Annotated in this window: 20 protein-coding genes; 15 read left to right on the top strand and 5 right to left on the bottom strand. The window is 42.0% G+C overall.

The genetic code is table 11. From position 1 onward, the window contains the following. The first annotated feature begins 473 nt into the window (after window positions 1-473). The 6 genes from mrcB (at window position 474) to purH (ending at window position 8508) form a co-directional block, all read left to right on the top strand. Window positions 474-2894 (top strand): penicillin-binding protein 1B, encoded by a 2421-nt coding sequence (gene mrcB / locus ACT3QQ_RS08030; protein WP_444527603.1) that lies wholly within the window; start codon window positions 474-476, stop codon window positions 2892-2894. Window positions 2895-2940: 46 nt separating this feature from the next. Then, complete coding sequence (locus tag ACT3QQ_RS08035) at window positions 2941-3747, top strand: tetratricopeptide repeat protein (protein ID WP_444527589.1); 807 nt, start codon at window positions 2941-2943, stop codon at window positions 3745-3747. A 132-nt stretch (window positions 3748-3879) separates the two neighbouring features. Further along, window positions 3880-4806, top strand: a complete 927-nt coding sequence (gene prmA / locus ACT3QQ_RS08040; RefSeq protein WP_444527590.1) for a 50S ribosomal protein L11 methyltransferase — start codon at window positions 3880-3882, stop codon at window positions 4804-4806. A 171-nt stretch (window positions 4807-4977) separates the two neighbouring features. Further along, a complete protein-coding gene (locus ACT3QQ_RS08045; protein ID WP_444527591.1) occupies window positions 4978-6240 on the top strand; it encodes a DUF3426 domain-containing protein in 1263 nt (420 codons plus the stop codon). A gap of 178 nt (window positions 6241-6418) precedes the next feature. Beyond that, window positions 6419-6781, top strand: coding sequence for a DNA-binding transcriptional regulator Fis (gene fis / locus ACT3QQ_RS08050; RefSeq protein WP_444527592.1), 363 nt, complete (start codon window positions 6419-6421; stop codon window positions 6779-6781). Window positions 6782-6927: 146 nt separating this feature from the next. Continuing rightward, window positions 6928-8508: a bifunctional phosphoribosylaminoimidazolecarboxamide formyltransferase/IMP cyclohydrolase gene (gene purH, locus ACT3QQ_RS08055; RefSeq protein ID WP_444527593.1), complete on the top strand. Its 1581-nt coding sequence runs from the start codon at window positions 6928-6930 to the stop codon at window positions 8506-8508. Window positions 8509-8688: 180 nt separating this feature from the next. On the opposite strand, the gene ACT3QQ_RS08060 is transcribed toward purH, so the two are convergent. Beyond that, entirely contained in the window at window positions 8689-10563 is a 1875-nt protein-coding gene (locus ACT3QQ_RS08060; protein ID WP_444527594.1) for a SurA N-terminal domain-containing protein, read from the bottom strand. 351 nt (window positions 10564-10914) lie between these two features. Beyond that, window positions 10915-11187 carry an HU family DNA-binding protein gene (locus ACT3QQ_RS08065; RefSeq protein ID WP_045445077.1) on the bottom strand — a complete coding sequence of 91 codons (273 nt, stop codon included), beginning with the start codon at window positions 11185-11187 and terminating at the stop codon, window positions 10915-10917. 525 nt (window positions 11188-11712) lie between these two features. On the opposite strand from ACT3QQ_RS08065, the gene ACT3QQ_RS08070 reads away from it, so the two are divergent. The 8 genes from ACT3QQ_RS08070 to fdx all read left to right on the top strand — a co-directional run bounded on the left by ACT3QQ_RS08070 (window position 11713) and on the right by fdx (window position 18857). Beyond that, a complete protein-coding gene (locus ACT3QQ_RS08070; RefSeq protein WP_444527595.1) occupies window positions 11713-12357 on the top strand; it encodes a hypothetical protein in 645 nt (214 codons plus the stop codon). Between the two features lie 395 nt (window positions 12358-12752). Next, the gene (locus ACT3QQ_RS08075; protein ID WP_444519495.1) at window positions 12753-13262 is read left to right on the top strand and encodes an Rrf2 family transcriptional regulator; all 510 of its coding nucleotides are present in this window, start codon (window positions 12753-12755) and stop codon (window positions 13260-13262) included. Further along, window positions 13259-14485, top strand: a complete 1227-nt coding sequence (locus ACT3QQ_RS08080) for an IscS subfamily cysteine desulfurase (RefSeq protein ID WP_444519494.1) — start codon at window positions 13259-13261, stop codon at window positions 14483-14485. The genes ACT3QQ_RS08075 and ACT3QQ_RS08080 overlap by 4 nt, the downstream gene beginning before the upstream one ends. A gap of 154 nt (window positions 14486-14639) precedes the next feature. Beyond that, complete coding sequence (gene iscU, locus ACT3QQ_RS08085; RefSeq protein ID WP_444527596.1) at window positions 14640-15050, top strand: Fe-S cluster assembly scaffold IscU; 411 nt, start codon at window positions 14640-14642, stop codon at window positions 15048-15050. Between the two features lie 227 nt (window positions 15051-15277). Further along, entirely contained in the window at window positions 15278-15598 is a 321-nt protein-coding gene (gene iscA, locus ACT3QQ_RS08090) for an iron-sulfur cluster assembly protein IscA (RefSeq protein WP_021814983.1), read from the top strand. A gap of 171 nt (window positions 15599-15769) precedes the next feature. After that, the gene (gene hscB, locus ACT3QQ_RS08095; RefSeq protein WP_444527597.1) at window positions 15770-16351 is read left to right on the top strand and encodes a Fe-S protein assembly co-chaperone HscB; all 582 of its coding nucleotides are present in this window, start codon (window positions 15770-15772) and stop codon (window positions 16349-16351) included. Window positions 16352-16551: 200 nt separating this feature from the next. Further along, window positions 16552-18432 carry a Fe-S protein assembly chaperone HscA gene (gene hscA / locus ACT3QQ_RS08100; RefSeq protein WP_444527598.1) on the top strand — a complete coding sequence of 627 codons (1881 nt, stop codon included), beginning with the start codon at window positions 16552-16554 and terminating at the stop codon, window positions 18430-18432. Window positions 18433-18518: 86 nt separating this feature from the next. Then, a complete protein-coding gene (gene fdx / locus ACT3QQ_RS08105; protein ID WP_444519490.1) occupies window positions 18519-18857 on the top strand; it encodes an ISC system 2Fe-2S type ferredoxin in 339 nt (112 codons plus the stop codon). 95 nt (window positions 18858-18952) lie between these two features. Here fdx and ACT3QQ_RS08110 read toward each other — a convergent pair whose 3' ends face one another. The 3 genes from ACT3QQ_RS08110 to mfd all read right to left on the bottom strand — a co-directional run bounded on the left by ACT3QQ_RS08110 (window position 18953) and on the right by mfd (window position 24915). Beyond that, window positions 18953-20374: an adenylate/guanylate cyclase domain-containing protein gene (locus ACT3QQ_RS08110; RefSeq protein WP_444527599.1), complete on the bottom strand. Its 1422-nt coding sequence runs from the start codon at window positions 20372-20374 to the stop codon at window positions 18953-18955. Window positions 20375-20678: 304 nt separating this feature from the next. After that, window positions 20679-21113, bottom strand: coding sequence for an HIT domain-containing protein (locus ACT3QQ_RS08115; protein ID WP_444519488.1), 435 nt, complete (start codon window positions 21111-21113; stop codon window positions 20679-20681). Between the two features lie 151 nt (window positions 21114-21264). Next, the gene (gene mfd, locus ACT3QQ_RS08120; protein ID WP_444527600.1) at window positions 21265-24915 is read right to left on the bottom strand and encodes a transcription-repair coupling factor; all 3651 of its coding nucleotides are present in this window, start codon (window positions 24913-24915) and stop codon (window positions 21265-21267) included. A 366-nt stretch (window positions 24916-25281) separates the two neighbouring features. Between mfd and ACT3QQ_RS08125 the strand changes: the two genes are divergently transcribed. Beyond that, a partial coding sequence (locus ACT3QQ_RS08125; RefSeq protein WP_444527601.1) for a BCCT family transporter occupies window positions 25282-26294 on the top strand: 1013 nt, incomplete at its 3' end.

Raw genomic sequence — 26294 nt, forward strand, 5'->3', positions numbered from 1 at the left:
CAGGCTTGTTCAAAATGCGTTCTTTTAAAGCAAACTTACTCTTATTGACTGTGCTGTTTGTAGCGTAGTCGCTTATGATCGTTTGAACATCGTTGCCACTGGCAGCACAATATTAATCAAAAGTGGCTAGTAGCAAACCATTAGCAACAGCAAATTCATACAAAATACATCGTGAGAGCAATCGTAAATTGCTATCTTATATGACGCTTATTTACCAGACTGAAAACGACTGATGCTTTATTATAAGTACTGGTCACTTTCGATGGAGATTATACTATAAGCTATCATTATGAGTAATAATATCACTCATGACCTATGACCAATAAATGCCTACGTTGACGATGATAGATTGAAAAATTTGTCAATTTGCGTCATTATGAGGCAGTTTTTTATCCAAAAATGGTGCGACATCTGTGCAAAAACCTAATTACAAGTTACCAAATACCAAGTTCTCACCGTCATCTAAGTCTACCATGCATACGCTACCCTCGCAGCAGCGCGGCTTGGTCTTTAGTAGCTTGCTATTGATTACCATCATTGCAGGCATGGTGCTGTTGGCGCTGTATTTGATCAAACTTGATCGCACCATTACTCATAAGTTTGAGGGTAAGCGCTGGGATATTCCAGCCAAAGTGTACTCGCAACCACTTGAGCTGTATCAAGGTGCTAATGTCGATAGAGATACGATGAAGATATGGCTAGAATTGCTCAACTATCAAAGTAACAAGGCTTATGACCGCACGGGTACTTATCATCGGGCAGGCAATACCTACTTTATTCACACGCGTGGCTTTACGTATAGTGCCAATGATAAAGATGCCGAGCAAGTCATTAAAATGACGATTTCTGGTAACAAAGTAGAGTCCATTCAGAGTACCCTGCCTGCCAAAAGCGGTATTATTCGTTTAGAGCCTGTCAATATTGGTGGTATTTATCCAGACAGTAACGAAGATCGCATGGTCGTGTCTTTGGACGAAGTGCCTCAGCCATTGATCGATGCACTCATCGCTACAGAAGATCGCGCGTTTTATGAGCATAAAGGGGTATCGATACGCGGTATCGCACGTGCCGTAATTAACAACTTTACAGGTGGTGCCAGGCAAGGTGGCTCGACCATCACGCAGCAGCTGATTAAAAACTTTTATCTCAATTCGGATCGCACACTAAAGCGCAAAGCCAATGAAGCATTGATGGCTGTGTTACTTGAGCTGCATTACAGCAAAGATGAAATTTTACAAACCTATTTGAATGAGATTTATCTGGGTCAAAATGGCAATCGCTCTATCAATGGCTTTGGTTTGGCCTCGCAGTTTTATTTTGACAAGCCGCTCAATGAGCTGCGCTTAGATCAGCAAGCTATGCTGGTTGGTATGGCAAAAGGCCCAAGCATCTATAACCCACGTCGCAATCCAAATGACTCAAAAGCACGCCGTGATGTGGTACTCAATAATATGCTGACAATGGGTACACTGAGCCAAGAAGACTACGATGAAGCTTTAGATCAATCACTTGGTATCGTGGATAAGCCTACCGAAGGCAAAAGCCAGTTCCCCGACTTCTTAGATATTGTCAAACGTGAACTAAATACTGTTTATTATTCTGATGATCTTAAGAACGAAGGTCTAACTATTATTAGTACCTTAGACCCTATCGCTCAACTGGCAGCAGATAAAGCTGTTGATAATAAACTTGGTGAACTGCGCCGTAACAGTAGCAAAACTAAGGATTTACAAGGTGCGTTAGTTAGTGCTAACCCTGAGACTGGCGAGCTAGTATCTGTAGTAGGTAGTGGTAGTGAATTTACAGGGTTTAACCGTGCTGTCGATGCCAAACGCCAAGTCGGCTCACTGCTGAAGCCTATTATTTATATGACTGCTCTTGAGAGCGGTCGTTATAATTTGGCCAGTTCAGTAGATGACTCACCTATTACCGTCAATCTAAACGATGGTGCTGACTGGAACCCTAAAAACTATGACAATCGTGATCATGGTTACGTACCATTTACCTCGGCTTTATCTCAATCCTATAACCAAGCAGCGGTACGTTTAGGTATGGAATTTGGCGTTAATACCTTTGCCAAGCAGTTACAGCGTATGGGTGTTAAAGAAGAAATTCCACCTTACCCATCAGCATTATTAGGCTCAGTTAATTTGAGTCCGATGGATATGCTTGGTATTTACCAAGTATTTGCTACTGGTGGCTTTCGTACGCCTATTCACAGCATTCGTACTGTCATTGATGATCGTGGCCGTATTTTACAGCGTACTGGGCTTAACACTCAGCGTAGCATCCCACCTGAAACCAACTTTTTGACCAACTATGCATTACAACAAGTGGTCTTAAATGGTACAGCTAGACGCGCGCAATCGCTGGGTAGTAATTTGAACCTAGCAGGAAAAACAGGTACGACAAATGACTACCGCGATGCTTGGTTTGCAGGCTATAGTGGCAACTATGTGAGTGTTGTTTGGGTTGGTCGTGATGATAACAAACCGATTGGTTTAAGTGGTGGTACTGGCGCCTTACCAGTTTGGGTTGACTATATGAAACGCCTAAAACTAACTCCGGTTGCTCTGCCAGAGCCAGAAGGTATTGAATGGTTATGGCTAGAGAACAACTCAGGCAAACTGTCTAATGAACGCTGCGCCAACGCTCGTTATCTACCTGTCTTATCAGCGCATTTGCCAGAAGAAGCTAGCAGTTGCGCGCTGAGCCTATATCAGCAAGAGCGAGCGCGTGAACAAACGCAGTTTCAAAACCAGCAAGGTGACACCAATCAGAATGAAGGCTTAGAGATTCCAAATGGCGAAGCTGTTGAATCTGATGGTTCTGAGGGCAGCAGTGATGAAGACAGTGCTGATACTTGGTATGACCGCGCTGTTGAATGGTTCTAACATTGTTTTTGGTTTCTAGCTTTTAATATTTAAAAAAGGTTTTAACATGATGGTGTCATCTTTAAGGACAACTACTTCAGTAAAACACACAATGATGCTATGGCGTAAAAAAATCACGTCAAGTAATATCCTGCTTTTAGGTAGCGCGATCATTGGTGTGCTCGGTCTAAGTGCTTGTCAGACGGCGCCTAGCACATCAGCTACGGTGCAAACAACGCCTGTTCAAACAGTACCAACATCTCAACCGACAGGACAATCGATAACCCAAGCGCCTACCACTAAAGCAGATAGTGAAAACAACTATACAGCCGAGCCTTACGATATGGTTGAACAGTCTGAAGCACCAAATCCATTAACACAAGAAACGCCTGTATTTACGCCTACTACTCCAGAAACAACGCAGCCTGATCCTGTTATCATTACTCCCTCTCGTAATGACTATATAATCTCCGAGCCGTCCGTACCGTCACATAACGAGCTACTGGAACACGCTAGAAAAAACTCACAGCAACGTACTCAACAATCTGCCAGCAACAATAGCAACCTACCCGCATTTCGCAATTTGATGCAAGTAGGCACCAATCAGCTGAAAGCGGGCAACCTCACCAATGCAGAGAGCAGCTTTACACGTGCACAGCGTCTAGCACCAAAATCATCGGCGGTATATTTCTATTTGGCACAAGTAGCATTGAAAAAAAACCAACCTCGTAAAGCAGAAGCGATGGCACGTCGTGGTCTTAGTGTTTCTCAAAGTGCTAGTCGTAGACGAGCATTATGGCAGGTCATATTGCAATCAGGACAAGCTCAAGGTAATTCACGCGTGGTCAATGAGGCAAGACAGGCGTTACGCTAATAACTGCATATTTATACATTCCAGACTCATTAAAACCCCTATATAACATTATGTATTTGACTGTATATAGATTTGTCTAGGGCATCCCCCTAACATCTACATTTATTTTTATTTCCGCTTAAGGTTAATTTTATGGCATGGCAACAACTGCATTTACAATGTGAAAAATCAAACGTCGACTTGGCTGAAGCACTTTTATTAGAGGCAGGTGCATTGTCAATAGCTTTAGACGATGCTGGCGATCAACCTCTATTTGAACCACTTCCAGGTGAATCACCACTTTGGGATGAGGTGATACTAACAGGATTATTTGATGCAACTACAGATGCTGGTAGTCGTCAAGCAGTTGAGCAATTAAGTCATGAAATCGCTGCACAAGTACAGGCTACTCGTATCTGGCTAACGGCTGTTGATGACAAGGACTGGGAGCGCGAATGGATGAGTAATTACCATCCTATCGAATGTGCTAATGACTTATGGATCATACCTAACTGGATAACACCACCTAACCCTGAGGCCACTAATATCATTATGGATCCAGGCTTGGCATTTGGTACTGGCTATCATGCTACGACTCGACTATGCCTAGACTGGCTAACAGAGCAAGACTTAACAGACAAAGTGGTTATCGATTATGGTTGTGGTTCAGGCATTTTAGGTATTGCTGCTTTGCTATTAGGTGCGCGTCAGGTGTATGCGGTCGACATTGACCCACAAGCAGTACTTGCTACCAATCAAAATGCGCTACGCAACAATGTAGGTGATCGTCTGCAGGCATTCTTACCAGAAGAATTCACAGATTATTGCTCGAAAAATGATGTTTTGCCTGTCGAGATCATCGTTGCTAATATTTTGGCAAAGCCACTTATTGGTCTAGCACCTTACTTTGCCACACTAATTGCGCCTAAGGGCCGTATCGTATTGGCAGGCTTGATTGAATCGCAAACTGAGCAAGTAACTGAGGCTTATCAGCCTTATTTTTCACTCGACCCAAAGCATGCTTTTACTGCACAAGAAGATCAACATTGGCAGCGTTTATCAGGTACGTTTGCTAGCTAGCAACATTTAATTACATCTGTTACGATAGCAGGTAGTCAAATATTATGCATTTGAGACCACTCTGTCATTGCCCATAATTCATTTAAATTGAAAAGTATAAAGAGTATTATGGGCAGCAATTGGTGAGTGGCTAAACGGTATTGATAACCATACTTTTTTGGATTTACCTTTATGACCACGCCAATAAAAACTCAATGCCCCCATTGCCAAAACTGCTATAGCGTCAAACAAACTCAACTGAACCAAGTCAATGCTACCATTAGCTGCGATCGTTGCCAGCAAAGCTTTTTGGTCAATAAACATCTTGTGGTAAATTCTGATGTCATACACAAGCCTGCACTCAAGACTAGCATCCCTAATAAAAAATCAGCTCAAAACCAACCAATACCGAACGCACAAAAAGCGAATACTAGTAGCAATCAGTATAAACCTCAAAATGTGACGAATACTTCCACATCTTCACTTCGTAAGAAAAAATCATCTGATACTTTGATTCATGACGACTTAATCTATGATGATATGGATATAGATGAACCAGAAGAGGATATTCAAGAGTATGACTCACTAGATTGTATGAGCGCATGGTTATCCCAGCCAAGTAATACCGATGCTAGCATAACAATAAAAGAAAAACCCAAAGAGCTTTCCTCTAAGAAGGCTAATAAGAGCAGTCATTTGTCAGCAAAGAAAACATCTACAAATACAACAGCAGCATCCCCAGCAACGCAGGACATACTCAGCTCGGCAGCAGCCAACGATATTCATGCAAACGTTGACACTACTGATGATAATTCATGGCTACAAAAACTGTTAGAGGAACAAAATCAGCCCGAAGAATCACCATCAGATGACACAGATTTATCACAACTTCTATCTGATATGGGAGTACCTATTAAAGAGGAAGATTCCTCTGCTGAAGAACGTCTCAAAAAAACACCGCTGCCGTTTGCTCCAACTCCAACAACACGTTCAATTGCGTCATTATTGTGGATACTAGGTTGTTCGGTTTTAGTACTCCTACTCGCGGCACAGTATGTTATTTTTAACTTAGAAAACTTAGTCAAAAATCCAGTCTATGCTCAGCGTCTCCAATCAATATGCTCAGTTGCTGCTTGTAGTTTGCCCAGTGCGGACGTATCAACGCTTACCATCAGCAATGCTCGTCATAGGAGCAGCCAGATTAAAACTGCTGATACGTTTAGCGATATAAGCGCTACTTTAAGCAATGAAAGCATGCAATCACAACTGTACCCAAATATAAAAATAAGCGTTTATGGTAGAGACGATCTCATTGGAGAATTCGTTGCAGATCCAAACGATTATTTATTAGGAAAGCAAAGTCAGTTAGCTGCCAATACAGATAGGCAGTTACTATTCACTGTCCCTGTGTCTAGTGCTCAGATTCAAGAAATCACGATGACTGCTCTTTATTGATTTAGGGCGTCGTACATAGATGGGTGTAAGTAGGAAATATACTGTAAATACATTTTCAATTAGATCTTGATAGCCAAGATAACGATGAATCTGTCAGCGCTAAGCGATATTAATTTGATATACTATGGTTCTAATCTCTTATAATCAGACTTCTTCTTCATCTCAAGGATTTTATTTTATGGCACCTCACGCACAGCATAATGCCAATCATTTTGCTAAAAGCTCTGAGCATCTTGCCGATTATAATAAAGACGAATACCAATCTTCTACGCACGACTTTGATTTTGCTGCACAGAATTATACAAGTAGTGCACAGCAACCATTGCGAGTTCATGTAGAACGTGTGGTGCGTCAATACTTTGCGATGCTAGGAGATGAGATGCCTACTGATTTATACGAGCTGGTTTTAAAGCAAATCGAAGAACCTCTCTTATCTGTCGTCTTAGAAAAAACAAGAGGCAATCAAACTAAATGTGCCCAAATATTAGGTTTAAATCGAGGTACTTTGCGCAAAAAAATGAAAACCTATGATTTAATGTAGCATTATTATATGAGCTTACCCATCATTGACTGTCATTATGTATGGCAATCAAATGTTCGTCGCTTTATCTATCATGATACGGCATACAGTTGTCATCATCACTCTGCCAGACGTTTACGTCAGGCTTTTTTTATGGAAAATTTCTTATGAGTACAACCCCACTTGCCCTACTATCGGTTTCCGATAAGTCTAATATCGTCGAGTTTGCTCAAGGCCTTCTCAAAGCAGGTTTTGGTTTATTGTCTACTGGCGGTACTTATCGCTTGCTCACAGAAAACAACGTCGACGTGACTGAAGTATCAGATTACACAGGCTTTCCTGAAATGATGGATGGCCGTGTTAAAACGCTGCATCCTAAGATCCACGGTGGTATTTTAGGACGCCGCGGTACAGATGATGCAGTAATGAGTGATCATGCGATTGAACGTATCGACTTGGTCGTCGTGAACTTATATCCGTTTGCTGAAACTATCGCGCGTGCTGACGTGACTATGAACGACGCTATCGAAAACATCGATATTGGTGGTCCTACCATGGTTCGTTCAGCAGCGAAAAACCACGCGCATGTAGGTATCGTAACTGATCCAGCTGATTATGACCGTGTACTTAACGCCTTAGATGGTGGTACTGAACTGACAACTGCTTTGCGTTATGACTTAGCAGTAAAAGCCTTTGAGCATACTGCACAGTATGACGGTATGATTGCGAACTTCTTGGGTAGCCGTGTCAACGAAACTCAAGAACCAGAAAATTTCCCACGTACATTCAATGTACAGCTTGAAAAAGCACAAGACCTACGCTACGGCGAAAACCCGCATCAAAACGCGGCTTTCTATACTGAAAACCAACCTTTAAAAAGCAAACAAGCTTCAATCGCGACAGCTAAACAATTACAAGGCAAGGCCCTGTCTTATAACAACATTGCTGATACCGATGCCGCGCTTGAATGTGTCAAAGCGTTCAGTACCCCTGCTTGCGTAATCGTTAAGCACGCCAACCCTTGCGGCGTCGCAGTTGACAATGATCAAGTAGCTGCTTATAAAACTGCTTTTAGCACCGATCCTGAATCATCTTTTGGTGGTATCATCGCATTCAACCGTCCATTGACGCTTGCTGCTGCAAAAGCCATTATTGATAACCAGTTCGTAGAAGTAATCATAGCGCCTAGTATCGAAGACGGTGTACTTGAAGCGACAGCTACTAAGAAAAATGTACGCGTATTGGTATGCGGTGAGCTACCAGCCCCAGATCAGCGTGATAATCAGCTTGACTACAAGCGTGTCAACGGTGGCCTGCTGGTACAAGAGCAAGATCTTGGCTTAATCACTGCCAATGACCTAAAGATCGTCACTGACGTACAACCTACTGAAGCACAAATTGCCGACCTGCTATTTAGCTGGAACGTAGCAAAATACGTCAAATCTAATGCCATTGTCTATGCAAAAGGCCAACGCACTATCGGTGTTGGTGCAGGCCAAATGAGCCGTGTTAACTCAGCACGTATTGCGGCTATTAAGGCAGAACATGCTGGATTAGCGACTGAAGGCGCTGTTATGGCATCAGATGCGTTCTTCCCTTTCCGTGATGGCATTGATAACGCTGCTGAAGTAGGCATCTCTGCTATCATTCAGCCAGGTGGCTCTATGCGTGATGACGAAACTATTGCTGCTGCTAATGAGCATGGTATCGCAATGGTATTCACTGGCATGCGTCATTTCCGCCACTAAATAATCACATGTTAATTTAAGGCTGGTATTAGTAGCAGTAACAAATATAAGTACTGCTACTAATTTTCAGTTTATATGGATTTCGTGATAATTATCGTTAAAAAATCCCCACAAAAAAAAAGCCACTGTATCAATCGATACAGTGGCTTTTTTCACATCTAAGAATAATCTAGCAAATATTTAGCGACCTTGTGCGTTTGCCATGTTGCTTTCATTAATCTCAACTGTATACACCAAACGTAGGTAGTCCAAATAGTCTTGCAACTGATCTTGACCTAAGTTGTCACGAATGATACTGGCCGTTTGTGCTCTTTGTACGTCAGACAACGATGATTGCTGCTCGGTCTTAATACGATCTCCAACCAATAGCGTTGCACCCGTCTCAGTTTCGCTAGCAATTGCGACGACACTATCAGCAGCAGCCTGCTGGCTAAATGCCAATCCACGCTCTTTGTCTGTTAGCTGTGTCGTTTGACGGTTGATCTCACCCAGTGCTTGGAAGCTTACCGACTGCTGACTAATATCAGCTGGCGTTTTGATACCAGCGGCTATTGCTTTGGCGTCGTTTAGTGCTAATGCCGTCGCTTTCTGCTGGCGTAGTATTTGGGTGATTCTTGGTGTTGCATTTGCTAAAGTAAGCGTCTTAGTAGGACGATAGTTACTTGGTTGCACCCATACAGTTCCATTACCCACTTCGATACCAGCAGTCACTGCTTGGTCCTGAATGGTGAATTCATCGAAAGCTTGCTTGATCACTGCTGGTTGTGACAATACCGATTGATTGTTCTCTTTGCGATAGTCTTTCAAACGTTTCAATGTCACATTCTCTTGTTGAGCAATGTCTTCAATACTAAAACCATCTGCCGCCATGTCATTAATGGCCGTCACTTTATCGGCATACATCTCTTGACGCTTATAATCTGTTGCTTTTGCTGTCAGTTCATCACGCATACTATCTAGCGTTGGTGCTTTGTTGCCATTGTCTTCTGTTACAGTAAATATCTGATAGCCAAAGCTGGTCTTGATAGGCGCGGTTACATCACCAACACTCAACCCTTCTAATGCAGCTTGTACCGTATCTGCATCACTACCAAAAACTGATGGATTAAAGCGACCGATACCACCACCTGTCTCTCCTGATGGATCATCTGATTCTGCTTTAGCTACGGCTGTAAAAGACTCTCCTTTATCTAGGCGAGCTTTAACATTTTCTGCTCTTGCTTTAGCGTTCTCACCTGTTAATAAGATTTGACTAATTTGACGCTCATCAACGATGGCTTGTTCTTGCTTATAAGCTTCATATTGCTGCTGCAGCTCTTCTGTTGTAACGTCAGTTACTTGAATGGTTTGAGGGCTCAGTTGTAAATAAGCCAAATCAACCATTGCCGCACTTTTTAGTGTGTCTTTGTTGGCATCGTAATAAGATTGAATGTCTGCTTGGCTGAGCTTAACCTTGTCAGCATAATCCTGCCAATTAAAGCGATGCACCCAAACGTTGCGTGACTCAAGCTGTAAATCAATCAACTGACTAACTGCTTGCATAGGATAGACGGCCGTACCGACGATACTGGCGTTCAATTGATCCAAGCTTAACTGGTTACGAAATTCAGCAAACAATTGGTTTTTGGTCATGCCGCGCTGACGCAAGAAGTTCGAAAACTGATCGTTTGAGAAGTTACCGTCTGCGTCTTGGAATATTTCCTCTTGGCGCAACAAACGGTTGATCGTGTCATCAGAAACTGTCATGCCAAGCTTGCCTGCTTGCTGCTCCAACAACGTACGATCGATGAGACCCTTTAATACTTGCTCATGAAGCACATCTTCATTCAATAAGCTGGCATCTTCGACCTGTTCTAGCACTTCAGAACGACGGCTATTGACAGCAGTTTGATACTCGGACAGTCCTACGCTTGACTCACCTACCTGCGCAATCTGGTTAGGATCGATGTGACTGCCAAAATAGCTTTCGACACCCAAGAGAGCGAGCGGCGATAGGCATAAAATCAATAAAATGCGACCTGGCCAGCTTTTTAAGAAATCGCGCAATTTATCCATAGTTATCTCTGCTTTATTAACCTATATTGATGAAAAACCATTGTGATATTTCTAGGAGCTGTTAAGTGCAACCTGCCAATATCAGTGCTATCTAAGCTGGCAATGGTAAGAGTAAGAGCGTATGTATTTTATAGTAAAAAACAAAATTTATTAAAGAAATCCGACTTAAATGACATACCTATCGCGCGCCCTATGATACGTGATTTTTCATCTATACTCAAAATATTCACGACGCACAATAAAAACTATAGCGATAAAAAAAGCACCTAAATATTAGGTGCTCTCTTCGATGGCTAGCTGATTGACTCAGCTATAGTCCACCGACTATCATTCTACGCTAAAAAAAGCGGCTTAGTTTAAGCGCTCTTTTAAGTTTTTACCAGCTTTGAAGCTTGGTACTTTGCTTGCTGGAATGCTTAGTTCTTCGCCAGTCTTAGGGTTACGACCAGTGCGTGCTTTGCGATCTTTTACACTAAAAGTACCAAAGCCAACTAATGAGATGCTATCGCCAGCTTCTAGCGCTTCGCCAACACTTTCCATAACAGCGTTTAATGCATCACCAGCTTGGGTTTTATTTAGACCACTTTTGTCTGCGATGCTATCAATTAATTCTGACTTATTCATAAAATTTCCTTCAAGTTTAAGGGGATAATAAATGCTCACGCCAAGTATTGTAACGCTCTCATGGTGCTTACGCAATAAAAACTACCTAACTGGCGCATTAGCAGGTTCTTCTTTGTTATCGTCTTTATATCAAGGCAGCATAAGGAGCGCAAGCGATTTTACATATTTTTGTGCTCTATACTACGTATTTGACACCTAATGTTACGCAAAGCGTTAAGAATTTCTCATATAAGCTAATTTACATCACTGAGGCGATGGGGTTTACTATCGTCTATGCCATTGAGCATCTGATAGTTGGCGCCTATGCATTGTTATTCATTGTGTTTGTATACTACTGGTCATAAATAAGAGTGTCTTTATTGACTGCTAAATTGTAATGTAATAGTTTAGCCACTACAGAAACTAGCGTTACTTTTTATTATAAAGACGTTACTATAAGCGAAATATCACTGCAAATCCTAGGCGAATACAGACTTCTGTTTGCTAAAAACATAAAATTTGCTAAATAAAAAACGGATTATTTACATGAAGCGTTCTACGTTGTCTCACTCTTTTCTTAATATCATTTTAGTATTTATCGAGTCGGCGCTGACATTGCTGTTACGTTTGGATCCTGAATTGCGCAAAGCCGCTTACCCGCTTGCCAAGCAAGGCACTGTGGTGGCGCTTCGCTTGTATTTACCACATGTAGAAGTGTTTGCCACTTTTAATACCAAGGGCGTACTACTGGATGCTCAACTGCCAATTGGCCGTAGTGAGCCTGACGTGGTTATTAATGCCTATAGCATACAAGTTATCAATGCTATCACTACTCATGACAGCGAAACGACTGAAAAGTTACAGATGCGCGGCGAATCGATTCAAGTACAACTGGTTAAACAGTTTATTATGCAACTTGGACTTGCCAGCCTAATCCAAGGACTAATCAAAAAAATAAAAGGTGACAAAACTAAAACCAAACCTACAGAAGCTGATTTGGAAGAAAAAAAGAACAACTATAAACTTCGTATCAAAGAACAGCAGACGCAGATTAATACTCTGACCATCAAGAATCGTGAACTTGAAACAACCGTAAAAGAGCTTCAAAGTAAGCAAAAAACGTTGATGATTGTCACTGTTATTGCGCTTGTGATTACGATCGGTTCAGTCATTGCCCTATTAATGAATTAGTTTTGGCTCGTTGTATTACTTACAAATAAGCGTTCAATGTCTTCAATAGGTATTGAACGCTTATTTTTTACTTTGTTAAATCTGTCTGTAGCACAAAAATCAAGCTACCCATGCTTCCCTCATATACCTTTTTTAAACATCATTGTTTTTATCAATTACAGCAATAAGCTTGATTAACCATTGAACCACACTTTAATCTTGACTAAATTACTCAGGATTAAGTATAATTACCTTAATCGTTGCACACATCGGGTTAATCATCTGTTGTTCAATAGCGATAAGACAAAACTTAGCTGATTTATTATTGATTACTCTTTTTATTTTATGAGTGCTCATGCAAACTCTTGGCTAAGATCGTTGTTAAACATAAATGACATCAAGTTTGGAGATAACACATGCGTTTGACTACTCGGGGCAGATACGCTGTTACCGCATTATTAGATTTGGCATTGCAGACTAGCCAACAAGACAGTGCTGTATCGCTATCCGATATCGCCAAGCGGCAATCTATTTCTATCTCATATCTTGAACAGTTATTTTCTAAACTTCGTAAACGTGGTCTTGTCACGAGTATTCGCGGTGCTGCAGGTGGTTATCATCTGGCTAAACCACTGAATGAGATAGATGTAATGAGCATCATATCTGCGGTTGATGAGTCGGTAAACGCGATGCAATGTGAAGGGCGCGGTGATTGTCAAGGTGGTACAATGTGCCTAACTCACGATCTATGGTGTGCACTATCAAATCATATCGAACAGTACTTGAAAAATATAACATTAGCGCAATTATTAGATATGGAAAACGTGCAGTCAGTATCAGATCGTCAGCACACCTCTACACAAGATATTTCCATAAAGGACATTAACACTATTACTCTATCGAACAGCGAGGCAAACCCAGCATGAGCCAACATAACAACCTTATATACTTAGATTATGCCGCCACTACCCCAGTTGCTAAATCAGTAGCTACTAAGATGAGCGAGTATTTGACTGTAGATGGTGTCTTTGGTAACCCAGCTTCACGCTCACATGGTTACGGCTGGCAAGCAGAAGAAGCAGTAGAAACTGCTCGCGGTCAAGTTGCTGAAGTCATTAACGCTGATCCACGCGAAATTGTCTTTACTTCTGGTGCAACTGAGTCTGACAACCTAGCTATCAAAGGTGCAGCACATTTTTATCAGTCTCGTGGTAAGCATATCATTACCAGTAAAATTGAGCACAAAGCGGTACTAGATACCTGCCGCGAGCTTGAGCAAGAAGGCTTTGAGATTACGTATCTTGAGCCACAGCCAAGCACAGGTCTTATCCTGCCAGAGCAAGTAAAAGAAGCACTGCGTGATGATACAATTTTAGTATCACTTATGATGGTCAACAATGAGCTTGGTACTATTACTGATGTTGCAGCGATTGGTGAAATCACCCGTGAAGCTGGCGTGGTTTTCCATGTTGATGGCGCGCAGGCTGTCGGTAAAGTAAAAATCAATCTTGAAGAAATGAAAATTGATTTAATGAGTTTCTCAGGCCATAAAGCATACGGGCCTAAAGGTATCGGCGCATTATTTGTTCGTCGTAAGCCACGTATTCGCTTGAAAGCTGAGCAACATGGCGGTGGTCATGAGCGCGGTATGCGTTCAGGTACTTTACCAACGCATCAGATTGTTGGTCTAGGAGCAGCATTTGCTTTGGCTAACGAGCGTTATGAAGAAGACCACGCACATGCAGCCAAACTACGTCAAAGACTTTGGGATGGCCTGCAAGACATCGAAGAGATTTACTTAAACGGCGATCTTGAGAATAGCGTGCCAAACATCGTAAACATCAGCTTTAACTTTGTTGAAGGCGAGTCATTGATGATGTCGCTTAAAGACTTAGCGGTATCATCAGGTTCAGCCTGTACATCAGCGACGCTTGAGCCATCATATGTACTACGTGCAATTGGTCGCCCAGACGAATTGGCACATAGCTCAATCCGTTTTAGCTTCGGCCGTTATACCACTGACGAAGACATTGATACTGTCATCAAACAGATGCATGAAGCTGTTGATAAACTACGTGCTCTATCACCACTTTGGGATATGTATCAAGAAGGTGTTGATTTAAACTCAGTTGAATGGGCTGAGCATTAATTTCTAATATGGCTTTTTAGTATAGCTAGCAACATATATTTATTACACAATTGATCAGACAATTAAATTAAGCGTTTGACCCCAATTATCGATGAGTAGTTAAGCATTTAAAGCTGATAAACGACTACTCATCATCTAACTAGGAGAAAACCCCATGGCCTATAGTGACCAAGTTATTGATCATTACGAAAACCCACGCAACGTTGGTAATCTTGACAAAAGCGCCAAAAACGTTGGTACTGGTATGGTCGGCGCCCCAGCATGTGGCGATGTAATGCGTCTACAAATCCAAGTCGACGACAATGGCATTATCGAAGATGCGCGTTTCAAGACTTATGGCTGCGGTTCAGCAATTGCTTCAAGCTCGCTTGTTACTGAGTGGCTAAAAGGCAAGAGCTTGGACCAAGCTGGCGAAATCAAGAACAATGATATTGCTCAAGAACTGGCTTTACCACCAGTAAAAGTGCATTGCTCTGTACTTGCAGAAGACGCCATTAAAGCCGCTATTAGCGATTATAAAGGTAAGCATGGCGCAGCAGCTCCAACAGAAGAAACTGCGATCTAAGTTAAGCTAAGTCTGCTAGCGTATGCGCTACGTTGTACTAGCAACGCTAAAGTAGCGATATACAATCGCTACTGACGCTAAAGAGGTGACAATGACACTTATGTAATTGTCACCTTTTGTTTTCTGATAGTTGCAAGCCTATCGTTTTGGCAATCTTATAATTACGACTGCCATTTTATCTATATTTTTTTATTGATGTTTATGATTAATAGTCAATGGGAGTTGGCATGATTGAAATGACAGAACGCGCCGCTCAGCATGTTCGAGACTTTTTGGACAATCGCGGTAAAGGCGAAGGCATTCGAGTTGGTATCCGTACGGCGGGTTGCTCAGGCTTGGCTTATGTTTTAGAGTTTGTAGATACCCCTGATGAAAATGACACGCGTTATGAGAGTCGCGGTGTTAGCATTTTTATTGATCCCAAAAGCCTAGTGTATCTAGACGGCTTATTGATGGATTATGAAAAAGAAGGTCTAAACGAAGGCTTTAAATTCACCAACCCTAACCAAAAAGGTGAATGTGGTTGCGGTGAGTCTTTTACAGTTTAATTGTTTGATGCCTGAAAGCTGATAGTTTATGTTCAAATAATTTTCATACGAACAGTCCATTATCTCTATTACAGCGATGAAGAATGGTTAATTTAGTTACTTCATCAAGCGACTTAGATATTCTTAGCTAGGTACTGACTTCAAAAAAATAAAAAAGAAAGGCATTAGATTATGACAGACATCACTTCAGAGCCACAATTTGATAACTTCTTTGCCCTATTTGAGCAGCCTGTACAATTTGAGATCAATCAAAACAGTCTAGATCAACGTTTGCGCCTACTACAGAAACGCTATCACCCTGATAATGTTGCTAAGAATCAGACTGACATGGTTCAAGCACAGCTACAGTCTGAAAAAGCATCAGCTCTAATCAATCAAGGGTATCAAACACTAAGCGCCCCTGATAGCCGTGCTGGTTATTTGTTAGACATGGCGGATCAAGCACAAAATCTAGAGCATTCAATCGCAGATTTGGACTTTTTGGAAGATGCGATGCAGATGCGTATGGACTTAGATGACGCTATCGAAGACAAAGACCTTTCGGTCTTGCAGCAACTACATCCTCAAATTACAGATCGTCTAGCAAATCAATCTGAACGCTTTAATAACGCTTATCAAAATCAAGATTGGCAAACAGCGATTGATGCGACACAGAAACTAAAATTTTTAGTTAAGCTAAATGCTGATGTGACGACGGGGCTTGATGACGTTGCAAATTCATCGCACTCAGATGACGATGACCTGTACGTCTAAACAGCTGTGGGTATATCTCTCACTATCAAGCTAAATTCTATATATTTGATTAAAATAGTGACCATGATACCGTATAATCTTTGAGTCTAAGCGCATCAGACTGTCAGAATCTTTATTCTATGGAGTGAGATTACAGACGCTAAGCTCTCGCACTGCATATGCTCCATTTTACTTATTCATTTTATCTCTGAGTTATCCTTATGTCTTTAATGCAAATTGCTGAACCCAATCAAAGCGCTCAACCTCACCAACATAAATTTGGCTTGGGCATCGACCTTGGTACTACACGCTCGTTGGTTGCGGTAGTGCGTTCAGGTAAGGCACAAGTCTTAGAGGCAGGCGCAGCGACAGATACGTTATTACCGTCTGTTGTCTATTATCCAGCTACTGGCACGCCATTAGTTGGCCATGATGCCCTAACGCATTTAGCGGATGATCCAAAAAATACGATCGTCTCGGCTAAGCGTTTTATGGGTCGTAGCCAAGCTGATATTAAGTTCTCCCATCCCTATGAGTTGTCTGGCAGCAAAGATGATATGCCCGCCTTTGTTACGGCACAAGGCGAGGTTTCTCCTGTTGCAGTATCAGCGCATATCTTAGCCGCTCTTGAACAACGTGCAGCGAGTGCCTTACCTGCAGATAGCATTGAAGGTGCCGTGATTACGGTTCCAGCTTATTTTGATGAGGCACAGCGCCAAGCAACCAAAGATGCTGCTCAGGCAGCGGGTATTAACGTACTTCGCTTGTTAAATGAACCAACTGCTGCTGCAGTTGCTTATGGGCTTGACCAATCATCAGAAGACAGTAAAAAAGAGAGCTATTACTTAATTTATGATTTGGGCGGTGGTACGTTTGACGTCTCTATCTTAAAGCTTACTGATGGTGTCTTTGAAGTATTGGCAACGGGTGGTAATAGCGCACTAGGCGGCGATGATGTTGATCGTCTTATTACCAATTGGATTATTAAACAATTAAATATCGATCCAAAGGACGTCAGTCTGCATGACAAATCAATACTAGCTCAGCAAGCCAAAGCCTATAAGCAAGAATTGACTGATGCTGAACAAGTGGATATTAGTGTTACTATCAATGGACAGTCTTATCAAGGTGTATTAAGCCGTACAGATGTACTAGCTATCGTAGAGCCTGTTAGTCGCCGTACGCTAAGTGTGTGTGAACAAGTCCTACGTGATGCCAAGCTATCTACTACAGATTTAGATGAAGTTATCTTAGTGGGCGGTTCAACTCGTATGCCCGCAGTACAGCAAGTCGTGACTGAATTTTTTGCTAAACAGCCTCTTTGTCGTCTGAATCCAGATGAGGTTGTTGCTCTAGGTGCTGCTCAGACTGCTCATCAATTGGTTAATGGTGATAGTGACAACAATTTACTATTATTAGACGTGACACCGTTATCGCTAGGTCTTGAGACGATGGGTGGTTTGGTCGAAGTACTGATTCCGCGCAACACGCCTATCCCTGTAAAAAAACGCCAAGTGTTTACCACTTATCAAGATGGTCAAACAGGTATGGTGATTCACGTGGTGCAAGGTGAGCGCGAAACGGTAGAAAACTGTCGCTCTCTTGGACGCTTTGAGCTGTATGGCATCCCGCCAATGAAAGCTGGGTTTGCTCGTATCGAAGTCACCTTTAGTATTGACGCTAACGGCCAGCTTACTGTTAGTGCACAAGAAACCACGACCAAAACAGAAAGTAAAATCGAGATCGTGCCTTCTTATGGGCTATCAGATGAGCAAAAAGAACAGTTGCTTATTTCAGGGTTCAAACACGCAGAAGAAGATAAAAATGCGCGCTCTTTGATCGAGACAAAAGTAGAAGCGGAACGTGAAGTACTAGCATTAGAGTCGGCACTAAACGAATTTGCAGCGTTGCTCTCTTCTGATGAGCAGCAATCTCTAGCAAAGCATATACAGTCGCTACGTGCGTCTCTCAGTACTGATGATTTAGCGCTTATTGAAGCAAAGCAGGCACAGCTAAAGCCACATAGTGATGCCTTTGCTGCACGTATCATGAATCAAAGCGTCAAGACCAGCATGGCAGGTACTAGTGCCAAAGACTGGTAACAAATACATCGATATATATAGCTTAGCTGACGTATTAAGTTAACTTCTAATATTTTTTAAATTGATTAGCATCGGACAGATAATTTATGCCAAAAGTTACCGTATTACCCCACCACGAAATTTGCCCTGAAGGCGCAGAAGTTGAGCTACAGGCTGGTGAAAACTTATGTAAAGCACTTTTAGAAAAAGGTATTAAAATCGAGCATGCATGTGAGATGTCAAAAGCTTGTACCACATGTCATGTCGTAGTACGTAAAGGTTTCAACAGTTTAGATGAAATGGATGATGTCGAGGCAGATCTACTTGATCGTGCTTGGGGTTTAGAACCTGATTCACGTTTGTCTTGTCAGGTTATGCTTGATGATAAAGATTTAACCATCGAAGTACCTAAATATACGCTTAATCATGCCAAAGAAAACCATTAGACGCTGATAGTACTTCCAGTTATGACTAAAAAGGCCAGCTATGTGATAGCTGGCCTTTTTTTATATAGGATTTTAAGATATTAATCTTGAAATACTTATTTGCGATTAGAGTCTTCACGTTTACTTTCTACAGCTGTACTCGTTACTATTTTTTCTTCTTGCTCTATACGCTCCAGCGCAAAATTTAAGCGAGCTCTAATATCTTGATAATCATTGTCTTTCATATCTTTAAAATTCAAATGCAAGTTGAAACCAGGTAATGTGTGGTCGACCCATTTAGACAGATGACCTGCTGTATCGGTGCTAGGATCAAATACTTGCCACGCATTAACTTTCTCGTCGAGACCTTTTAAGCAAAGCGCTGCAACGTGTGCGCATTCATAGTTGTGGCATATATAGTCGTAAGTGCTTTCGCTGACCAATATCTGATCTTTACCAGCACAAGCCTCAAGTCTAGAAGCTAAATTAGCTTCTTTACCAATAATTGTATAACTAAGCCGACTATTGCTACCAAAATTACCAACGTGACAATATCCGGTTGTGATTCCGATACGTATATATAAACCTTCAAAGCCCATTAACCGCCATTTTTGTCGTAGAGTACGCATTTCGCGGCGCATATCAATTGCCATCGCCACACAATCTAGTGCATCTTGACGCGAGCCACGGCTATTCGGTTCACCGAAAAAGCATACCATACCATCACCAATGAACTTATCCAGCACTGCGCCATGTTTATCAGCGATCGACGTCATGCAAAGCATATAAGTATTGAGAATATCTGCCAAGTTATCAGAACTTAGACTATCAGACAATTCGGTAAATCCAACGATATCTGAAAACATGATCGTTATTTTTGCGCGTTTATTAGAAACCTTAACTGGGCTATCTGATTTAACAATAGGCTCCCAAATTTGTGGTGGCATAAATCGAGTCAGTTTATTGATCACTGATACCATTGTTCTTACACGGCCTTTAGCTTTATATGCGGAGGCTTTATAACCAGTATATTCTTGGTACATGCGTCGAAACTGACAAAGGATGACGGTCATACTACTTAACATTACTGTAGGAGGTAACCAACCACTTGCACAGTCCAGCTCATTGCTACTTAGGATAGTACTGACATAATAGAAAATAATTGCAGTCACTAGAGCTACTGCAATCAACCTCAGTTGATTGTCAGGGCGACTAAAAATAATACGGATGCCAATTAGAGACACTAAACTGAGCGATATAACAGTACAGAACTGTAACGTTCCAATGACAACTGACAATAGAATGATGACAATACTAGATGTCCAAAAACTGGTCTGGCGTCGATAGTTATAAATTAAAATCATCAAACTTGGCAGGGTAACAATGACTAGAAGCGCCATGGCTGGTGGGCGAAACTCAAAATGCAGTGCAAGTAGTATAACAGTGAATATTAGAACAAACACTTCAGGATAATCGAATCGACAAGTTTGACCTGCCTTTAACGGCGTCATCGATTTGAACGTCTCTGATAAAGGCATATGAAGGTCACTTAAATGATTCGAACGATACGAGAGAGACGGATAAAGCACACTAGCACATGTGTATTATTTGCCCTTATGATGATTTACCATAAGATATATTTAATAATATATTATACTTTTGAAATAAGTTAAAACATAGGTCATTGGTTACTGAAAAGCGACCTTTTGTCCAATTTACCTTCTCCCTTACAATTTTTTAAAATTTAATTAAAAAAGGCCAGATACTTCTAAGTATCTGGCCTTCTCTTTCATATATACGATTAGCATTCAATCTATTTCTATTAAAGGTAGAATAGATTGATTATACCATTTGCCAATCAAACGGCATTTGATGATGACCACGTAGCGCCATCATTAATGTTTGCTGCATCTGCGCTAATACTTCTTTGGTATATGGAACAGCTGGCACACCCCATACTGGGTTTGGCCATTGCATGTCATTTTGATAACGGACGATATGATGAAAATGAAGCTGTGGCACTTGATTGCCAAGAGCGGCCACATTCATTTTGTCAGCCTGAAAAGTCTTAGCCAGCTGACTCGACAACCAGCTCGATTCTCGTAAGAACTGCGTTTGATCAGCTTCAGATAGCTCATACAGCTCTTTGATGCCTGAAACACGTGGCACTAATATAAGCCAAGGAAATTGGCAGTCATTGATTAAACGACAAGTGGATAATGGAAAATCCCCCACTAAAAAACTATCAGCAGCAAGTTTATGATGAAGTTGGAACATAATGACGGTTCTCTTGTTGTTTAATGCAAATAAGAATACAGAAAGTTAAAAACTTAGTTTGGCTATTTTATCAGTTATCTGGTTGATAAAATAGCGCCATGATTTATTGGCTTATAGTAACTACCTAGCCTGCTTTATATCGAGCTATGTATTAAGTAGACTCTGTCACCATATGCTCGCTAAAATAGCGCAACAGTTCTTGTATGACCGTCACGCGCTGCTGCGGTGTGGCCAGTTTATCCGCATTTTGGTAACGAATACCAGCTGCGCCATTCATACGATAATGCTGACCATTTGATTGGATCAACTTAATGATAGCTAGCGCATCAACTGGAGTATCTGGCGCAAATTCTAGTGTCATACTACTACTATTAGCATCAATTTTATTGATTTTCAGTGGCTCTGCTTGTAAACGTAATCCATGAATAGCAAATAACTGCTTGGTTTGATCTGGTAGTGCCCCAAAGCGGTCAATCATCTCCGTACGGATATCGGTCAACGATTCTTTGTCATCGGTATTGCTAATACGCTTATAGAACAATAAACGCTGATGCACATCGTGTAGATACTCCTCTGGGATGAGGGCGGAACTGTGTAGATTGATTTCACTGGTGAGCGATAATGGTGTATTTAAATCAGGCTCTTTGCCAGCTTTAATCGCCTTAGTCGCACGCTCAAGCATATCCATATATAAGCTGAAGCCAATCGCTTGCATATTACCACTTTGCTGCTTACCCAATATCTCCCCTGCGCCGCGGATCTCTAAATCTTCACTTGCCAGCATAAACCCTGCACCCAGAGTATTGGCGCGTTCAATCGCATGTAGACGTCGCTTGGCATCACCTTTGAGGCCTTTTAGAGAAGGCACTAATAAGTAGCAATACGCTTGATGATGACTACGTCCTACTCGGCCACGCAGCTGATGTAATTGTGCAAGGCCAAACTTATCAGCTCGCTCAATAATGATCGTATTGGCATTGGGTACATCAATACCCGTCTCGATAATGGTAGAGCAAACCAACACATTGAATTTTTTATGATAGAACTGCTGCATGATCTGCTCAAGCTGACGCTCTTGCATTTGTCCATGAGCAACACCTACGCGAGCTTCTGGCACTAGGTCACGAATAGTCTCTGCCATGCGCTCAATACTGGCAACATCATTATGTAGTAGATACACTTGACCACCACGTAAAAGCTCACGCAATATGGCTTCTTTCATTAATGCTTCTGTCTTTTGCATCACAAAAGTCTTGATAGCAAGGCGACGTGCAGGTGGAGTGGCGATAATCGACATATCACGCATGCCTGAGAGCGCCATATTGAGCGTTCTAGGAATTGGCGTCGCTGTCATAGACATGCTATCGACATCTGTCTGAATGGCCTTGATACGCTCTTTATGGCGCACGCCAAAACGATGTTCTTCATCGACAATCATCAGACCTAAATTAGAAAATTTCACATCTGGTTGTAGCAGTTTATGAGTACCAATGACAATGTCTACTTTACCAGCAGCCAAATCAGCCAGTACTGTTTCTTGATGTTTTTTGCCACCAAAGCGCGACAAGCTCTCGATACGAACTGGCCAATCGGCAAAACGGTCGCGGAAGTTGTCTTCATGCTGACCAGCAAGTAATGTTGTAGGTACTAATACAGCAACCTGATAACCAGCACTAACAGCAATAAAGGCAGCGCGCATCGCTACTTCTGTTTTGCCAAAACCAACATCGCCGCAAATAAGACGATCCATCGGTTGGTTTTGTCTCATATCTTCTATCACGGCATGAATGGCATTGGCTTGGTCAGCGGTTTCTTCAAAGGCAAACTGACTGGCAAATAGCTCATACTGCGATGGATCTATTTTGAAATGAATACCAACTTTGGCCTCACGTCTTGCCTGCATATTAAGCAGTTCTGCAGCAACGTCATGAATTTGCTCTAACGCCTTTTGCTTGGCTTTATCCCATTTGCCACTACCAATCTTATGCAGTGGCGCTAAGGCTGGATCGCCGCCACTATAGCGGCTAATCATTTGCAAATTGGCGACTGGCACATAGATACTAGCATCATCGGAATACTTTAGATGAATAAACTCTTGCTCGCCATCGCCGACATCCAAAGTAATCAAGCCATTGTAACGACCAATACCATGCTCAATATGTACCACTGGACTGCCATCTGTTATTTCAGTGACGCTCTTGACCAAAAACTCTTCTGACACACCACTTTGGCGACGACGGCGTGTCTGCAAGACTTGACGACCAAACAGCTGTGTCTCGCTAATCAATACTAAGCGTTCAGGTATATAGACACCACGTTCAATTGGTGCCACGGTCAAACCGACATGCGGTAGATGACTGTTGTTATTGGTAGTGTTAGCTTTATCTGCGGCTAAGAATGCCTCAAAGCTATCGTACGCCTTGATATCAATCTTGCTCTTAAACAGTTCAATGAGAATCTCGCGACGGCCTGCGGTCTCTGCAACGACTAGTACAGGTGTTGAAGTTTTTGACTGCGTATCCAAAAAGTCGAGCAATTCGGATAATGGTTCAGACTTTTGATGATTGACTGCTAACTGCGGCGGCTCTTGTGCCTTGATTGTAACTAATCCTTGTTGCTTATTCTGAACCACCTCATCACGAGCACTTAATATTACTCGTGGATACTGGTTTAGCTGCTCGTTAAGCGCGTTAGATAATAGATACAGCAGTGTTGGCTCTACAATAGGCTTGTCAATATCATGCCGACGCTCTTCGTAGCGGCGCTGAATTTGTGACCAGTAGTCAGCTTGCCTTTCATTAATTAATTCATCAGTGATAAACAATGCATCACTTGGTAAATAAGAGAATAAACTACTCTCCGCCTCCCAATCTTTTAAATTGAAAAATAGCGGTTGATAATATTCAAGACCGCTACTGGCAATTCCTGCCATCACGTCTTTATGTAGCTCAGATTTGCGGCTACTGGCATTAGGGAACATAGCAGCAAAGTTTGTGCGGAAGGTCTCACGCCCTTCGTCAAGCGGAAACTCTTTTGCAGGCAAGATTTGAAATTGTTCGATAGGTTTAGAGATATCTGGCATCTTATGTAGTAATGACAACGATTCTTTCGCCATACTGGTATCGTTGCCCGTTAACATCGCCTTCAGATCATCGACAGTCAAGGTGCGCTGTGTTTGAGGATGAAAAAAGCGAATGGTTTCGATTTCATCATCAAACAAATCTAAACGTAGAGGAAACGGCTGACCCATCGCAAAGATATCAATAATACTGCCACGTACTGCAAACTCACCTGGTTCAAAGACATTTTCAACCGCGCGGTAGCCTGCCTTTGCCAATAGCCCACGTTGGGTATTGATATCAAACCGATCGCCAACACTCAAATCAAAATGCTGACCAATCAGCCAGCTTGGCGGTGCAACGCGATGCATAAGGGCTTGTATCGAAATAAGCAGCACGCCCGTTTTGGGCATATCCGTCAATAGATTGATACGTTCACTGACGATGTCTTGATGTGGTGACAGCTCATCGTAAGTCAGCGTCTCCCAATCAGGAAACACGTAGGCATCGACGCCACAAAACGCCAACTCGGTTTCTATCTGATTAAGTTGGTTTTGGTCGCGTGCAACCACGACCTTTAATCGCTCGGCAACATTCCATAGTGGCATTTGAACCAAGCTTGCCAGCCACAAACTACTGACTGCACCATGGACAGGGGCTAGCCAACGCCGCTCGGCATTTTGGATAGGAAACAACTGCTGGTTAATAGGATCAAACGCGTCAGTCAAAGCAATGATAGGCATAACAGATAGGATCAGAAATAAGGAATTAGAAAGCTATTATACGAATATTTGAACAATTACCAATACGATTTGACAAAACCAAACAGTTTGTTAGTATGGCACGCTTTTGACCATTACCGTTTTAAGCTCACTTTTTATGGTTAGCATGTGATTATTTCTAGATAAAATTTTACCTATTATCTCCTATAAATACTTCTAAATGAGTGTCAACTACTCAGTAATTTGTACTCTTTATAACACTGTAAAAGCATTTTTACATTACCTAAAATCTAAAGCTTGTAGCTGCCAAAAACTATTGATTATCAATGAATGGTCGATACTTTGACGGTGTCCAGCTCAGCTAACTCATCAGGAGATTCGTCACCTATGAACGAGCAAAAACAGATCCCAAAGCATCTTCTCGAAAAGTTTCGCCGCAGACTCTATACCACTGAGCATAAAACTGGTGAAAACAACACTGAAATATTGGGTTTAGATTTACACAGACCTGTATTCTTTTTTACCGCTATTGCCGTTATCGGCTTTGTATTGTTTGCATTATTATTACCTAATATAGCTAACTCTTGGCTAAATGGTACTCAAGATTGGGTAGTCAATAGTTTTGACTGGCTGTTTATCAGCACGGCTAATATTATGGTGATATTTAGCCTGATATTGATTGTATCCCCCTATGGCAGCATCCGAATTGGTGGTATAAATGCCAAACCTGATTTCAATCGGCGCTCATGGCTCTCAATGCTATTCGCAGCTGGTATGGGCATCGGCCTTATGTTTTGGAGTGTGGCTGAGCCGTTAGCTTATGCAAGCGGTTGGGCAGGTACACCACTCGGTGTGGCAGCAGACAGCCCTGAAGCTTACCGTGCTGCTATGGGTGCAACCATGTATCACTGGGGTTTACACCCTTGGGGTATCTATGCAGTAGTTGGTTTATCACTGGCCCTATTTGCTTATAATTTCCGCTTCCCATTGACCATGCGCTCCGTATTCTATCCTATTTTTAAAGAAAAAACGTGGGGGTTACCTGGCCATATTATCGATATATTGGCCGTACTAGCGACGATATTTGGTTTAGCGACTTCATTAGGTTTGGGTGCCCAACAAGCAGCCAGCGGGCTTAATTACCTGTTTGGTTGGGATTTTGCGGGTAATTCGCTTGAGATTGTCATTATAGTTGTCGTCACTGCTCTTGCCACCATATCAGTGGCTCGTGGTCTTGATGGCGGGGTCAAGCTGTTGAGTAACGTTAATATGTTGGTCGCCTTGGCGTTACTACTGTTTGTATTTTTCGTTGGCAACTCACTCGGACTACTGAGCAAAATCGGTAACACCGTCGTTGATTATGCCACTTATATTATTCCCTTATCTAATCCTGTAGACCG

The sequence above is a fragment of the Psychrobacter sp. AOP7-A1-24 genome (genome assembly GCF_052376235.1).
Lineage (GTDB): Bacteria > Pseudomonadota > Gammaproteobacteria > Pseudomonadales > Moraxellaceae > Psychrobacter.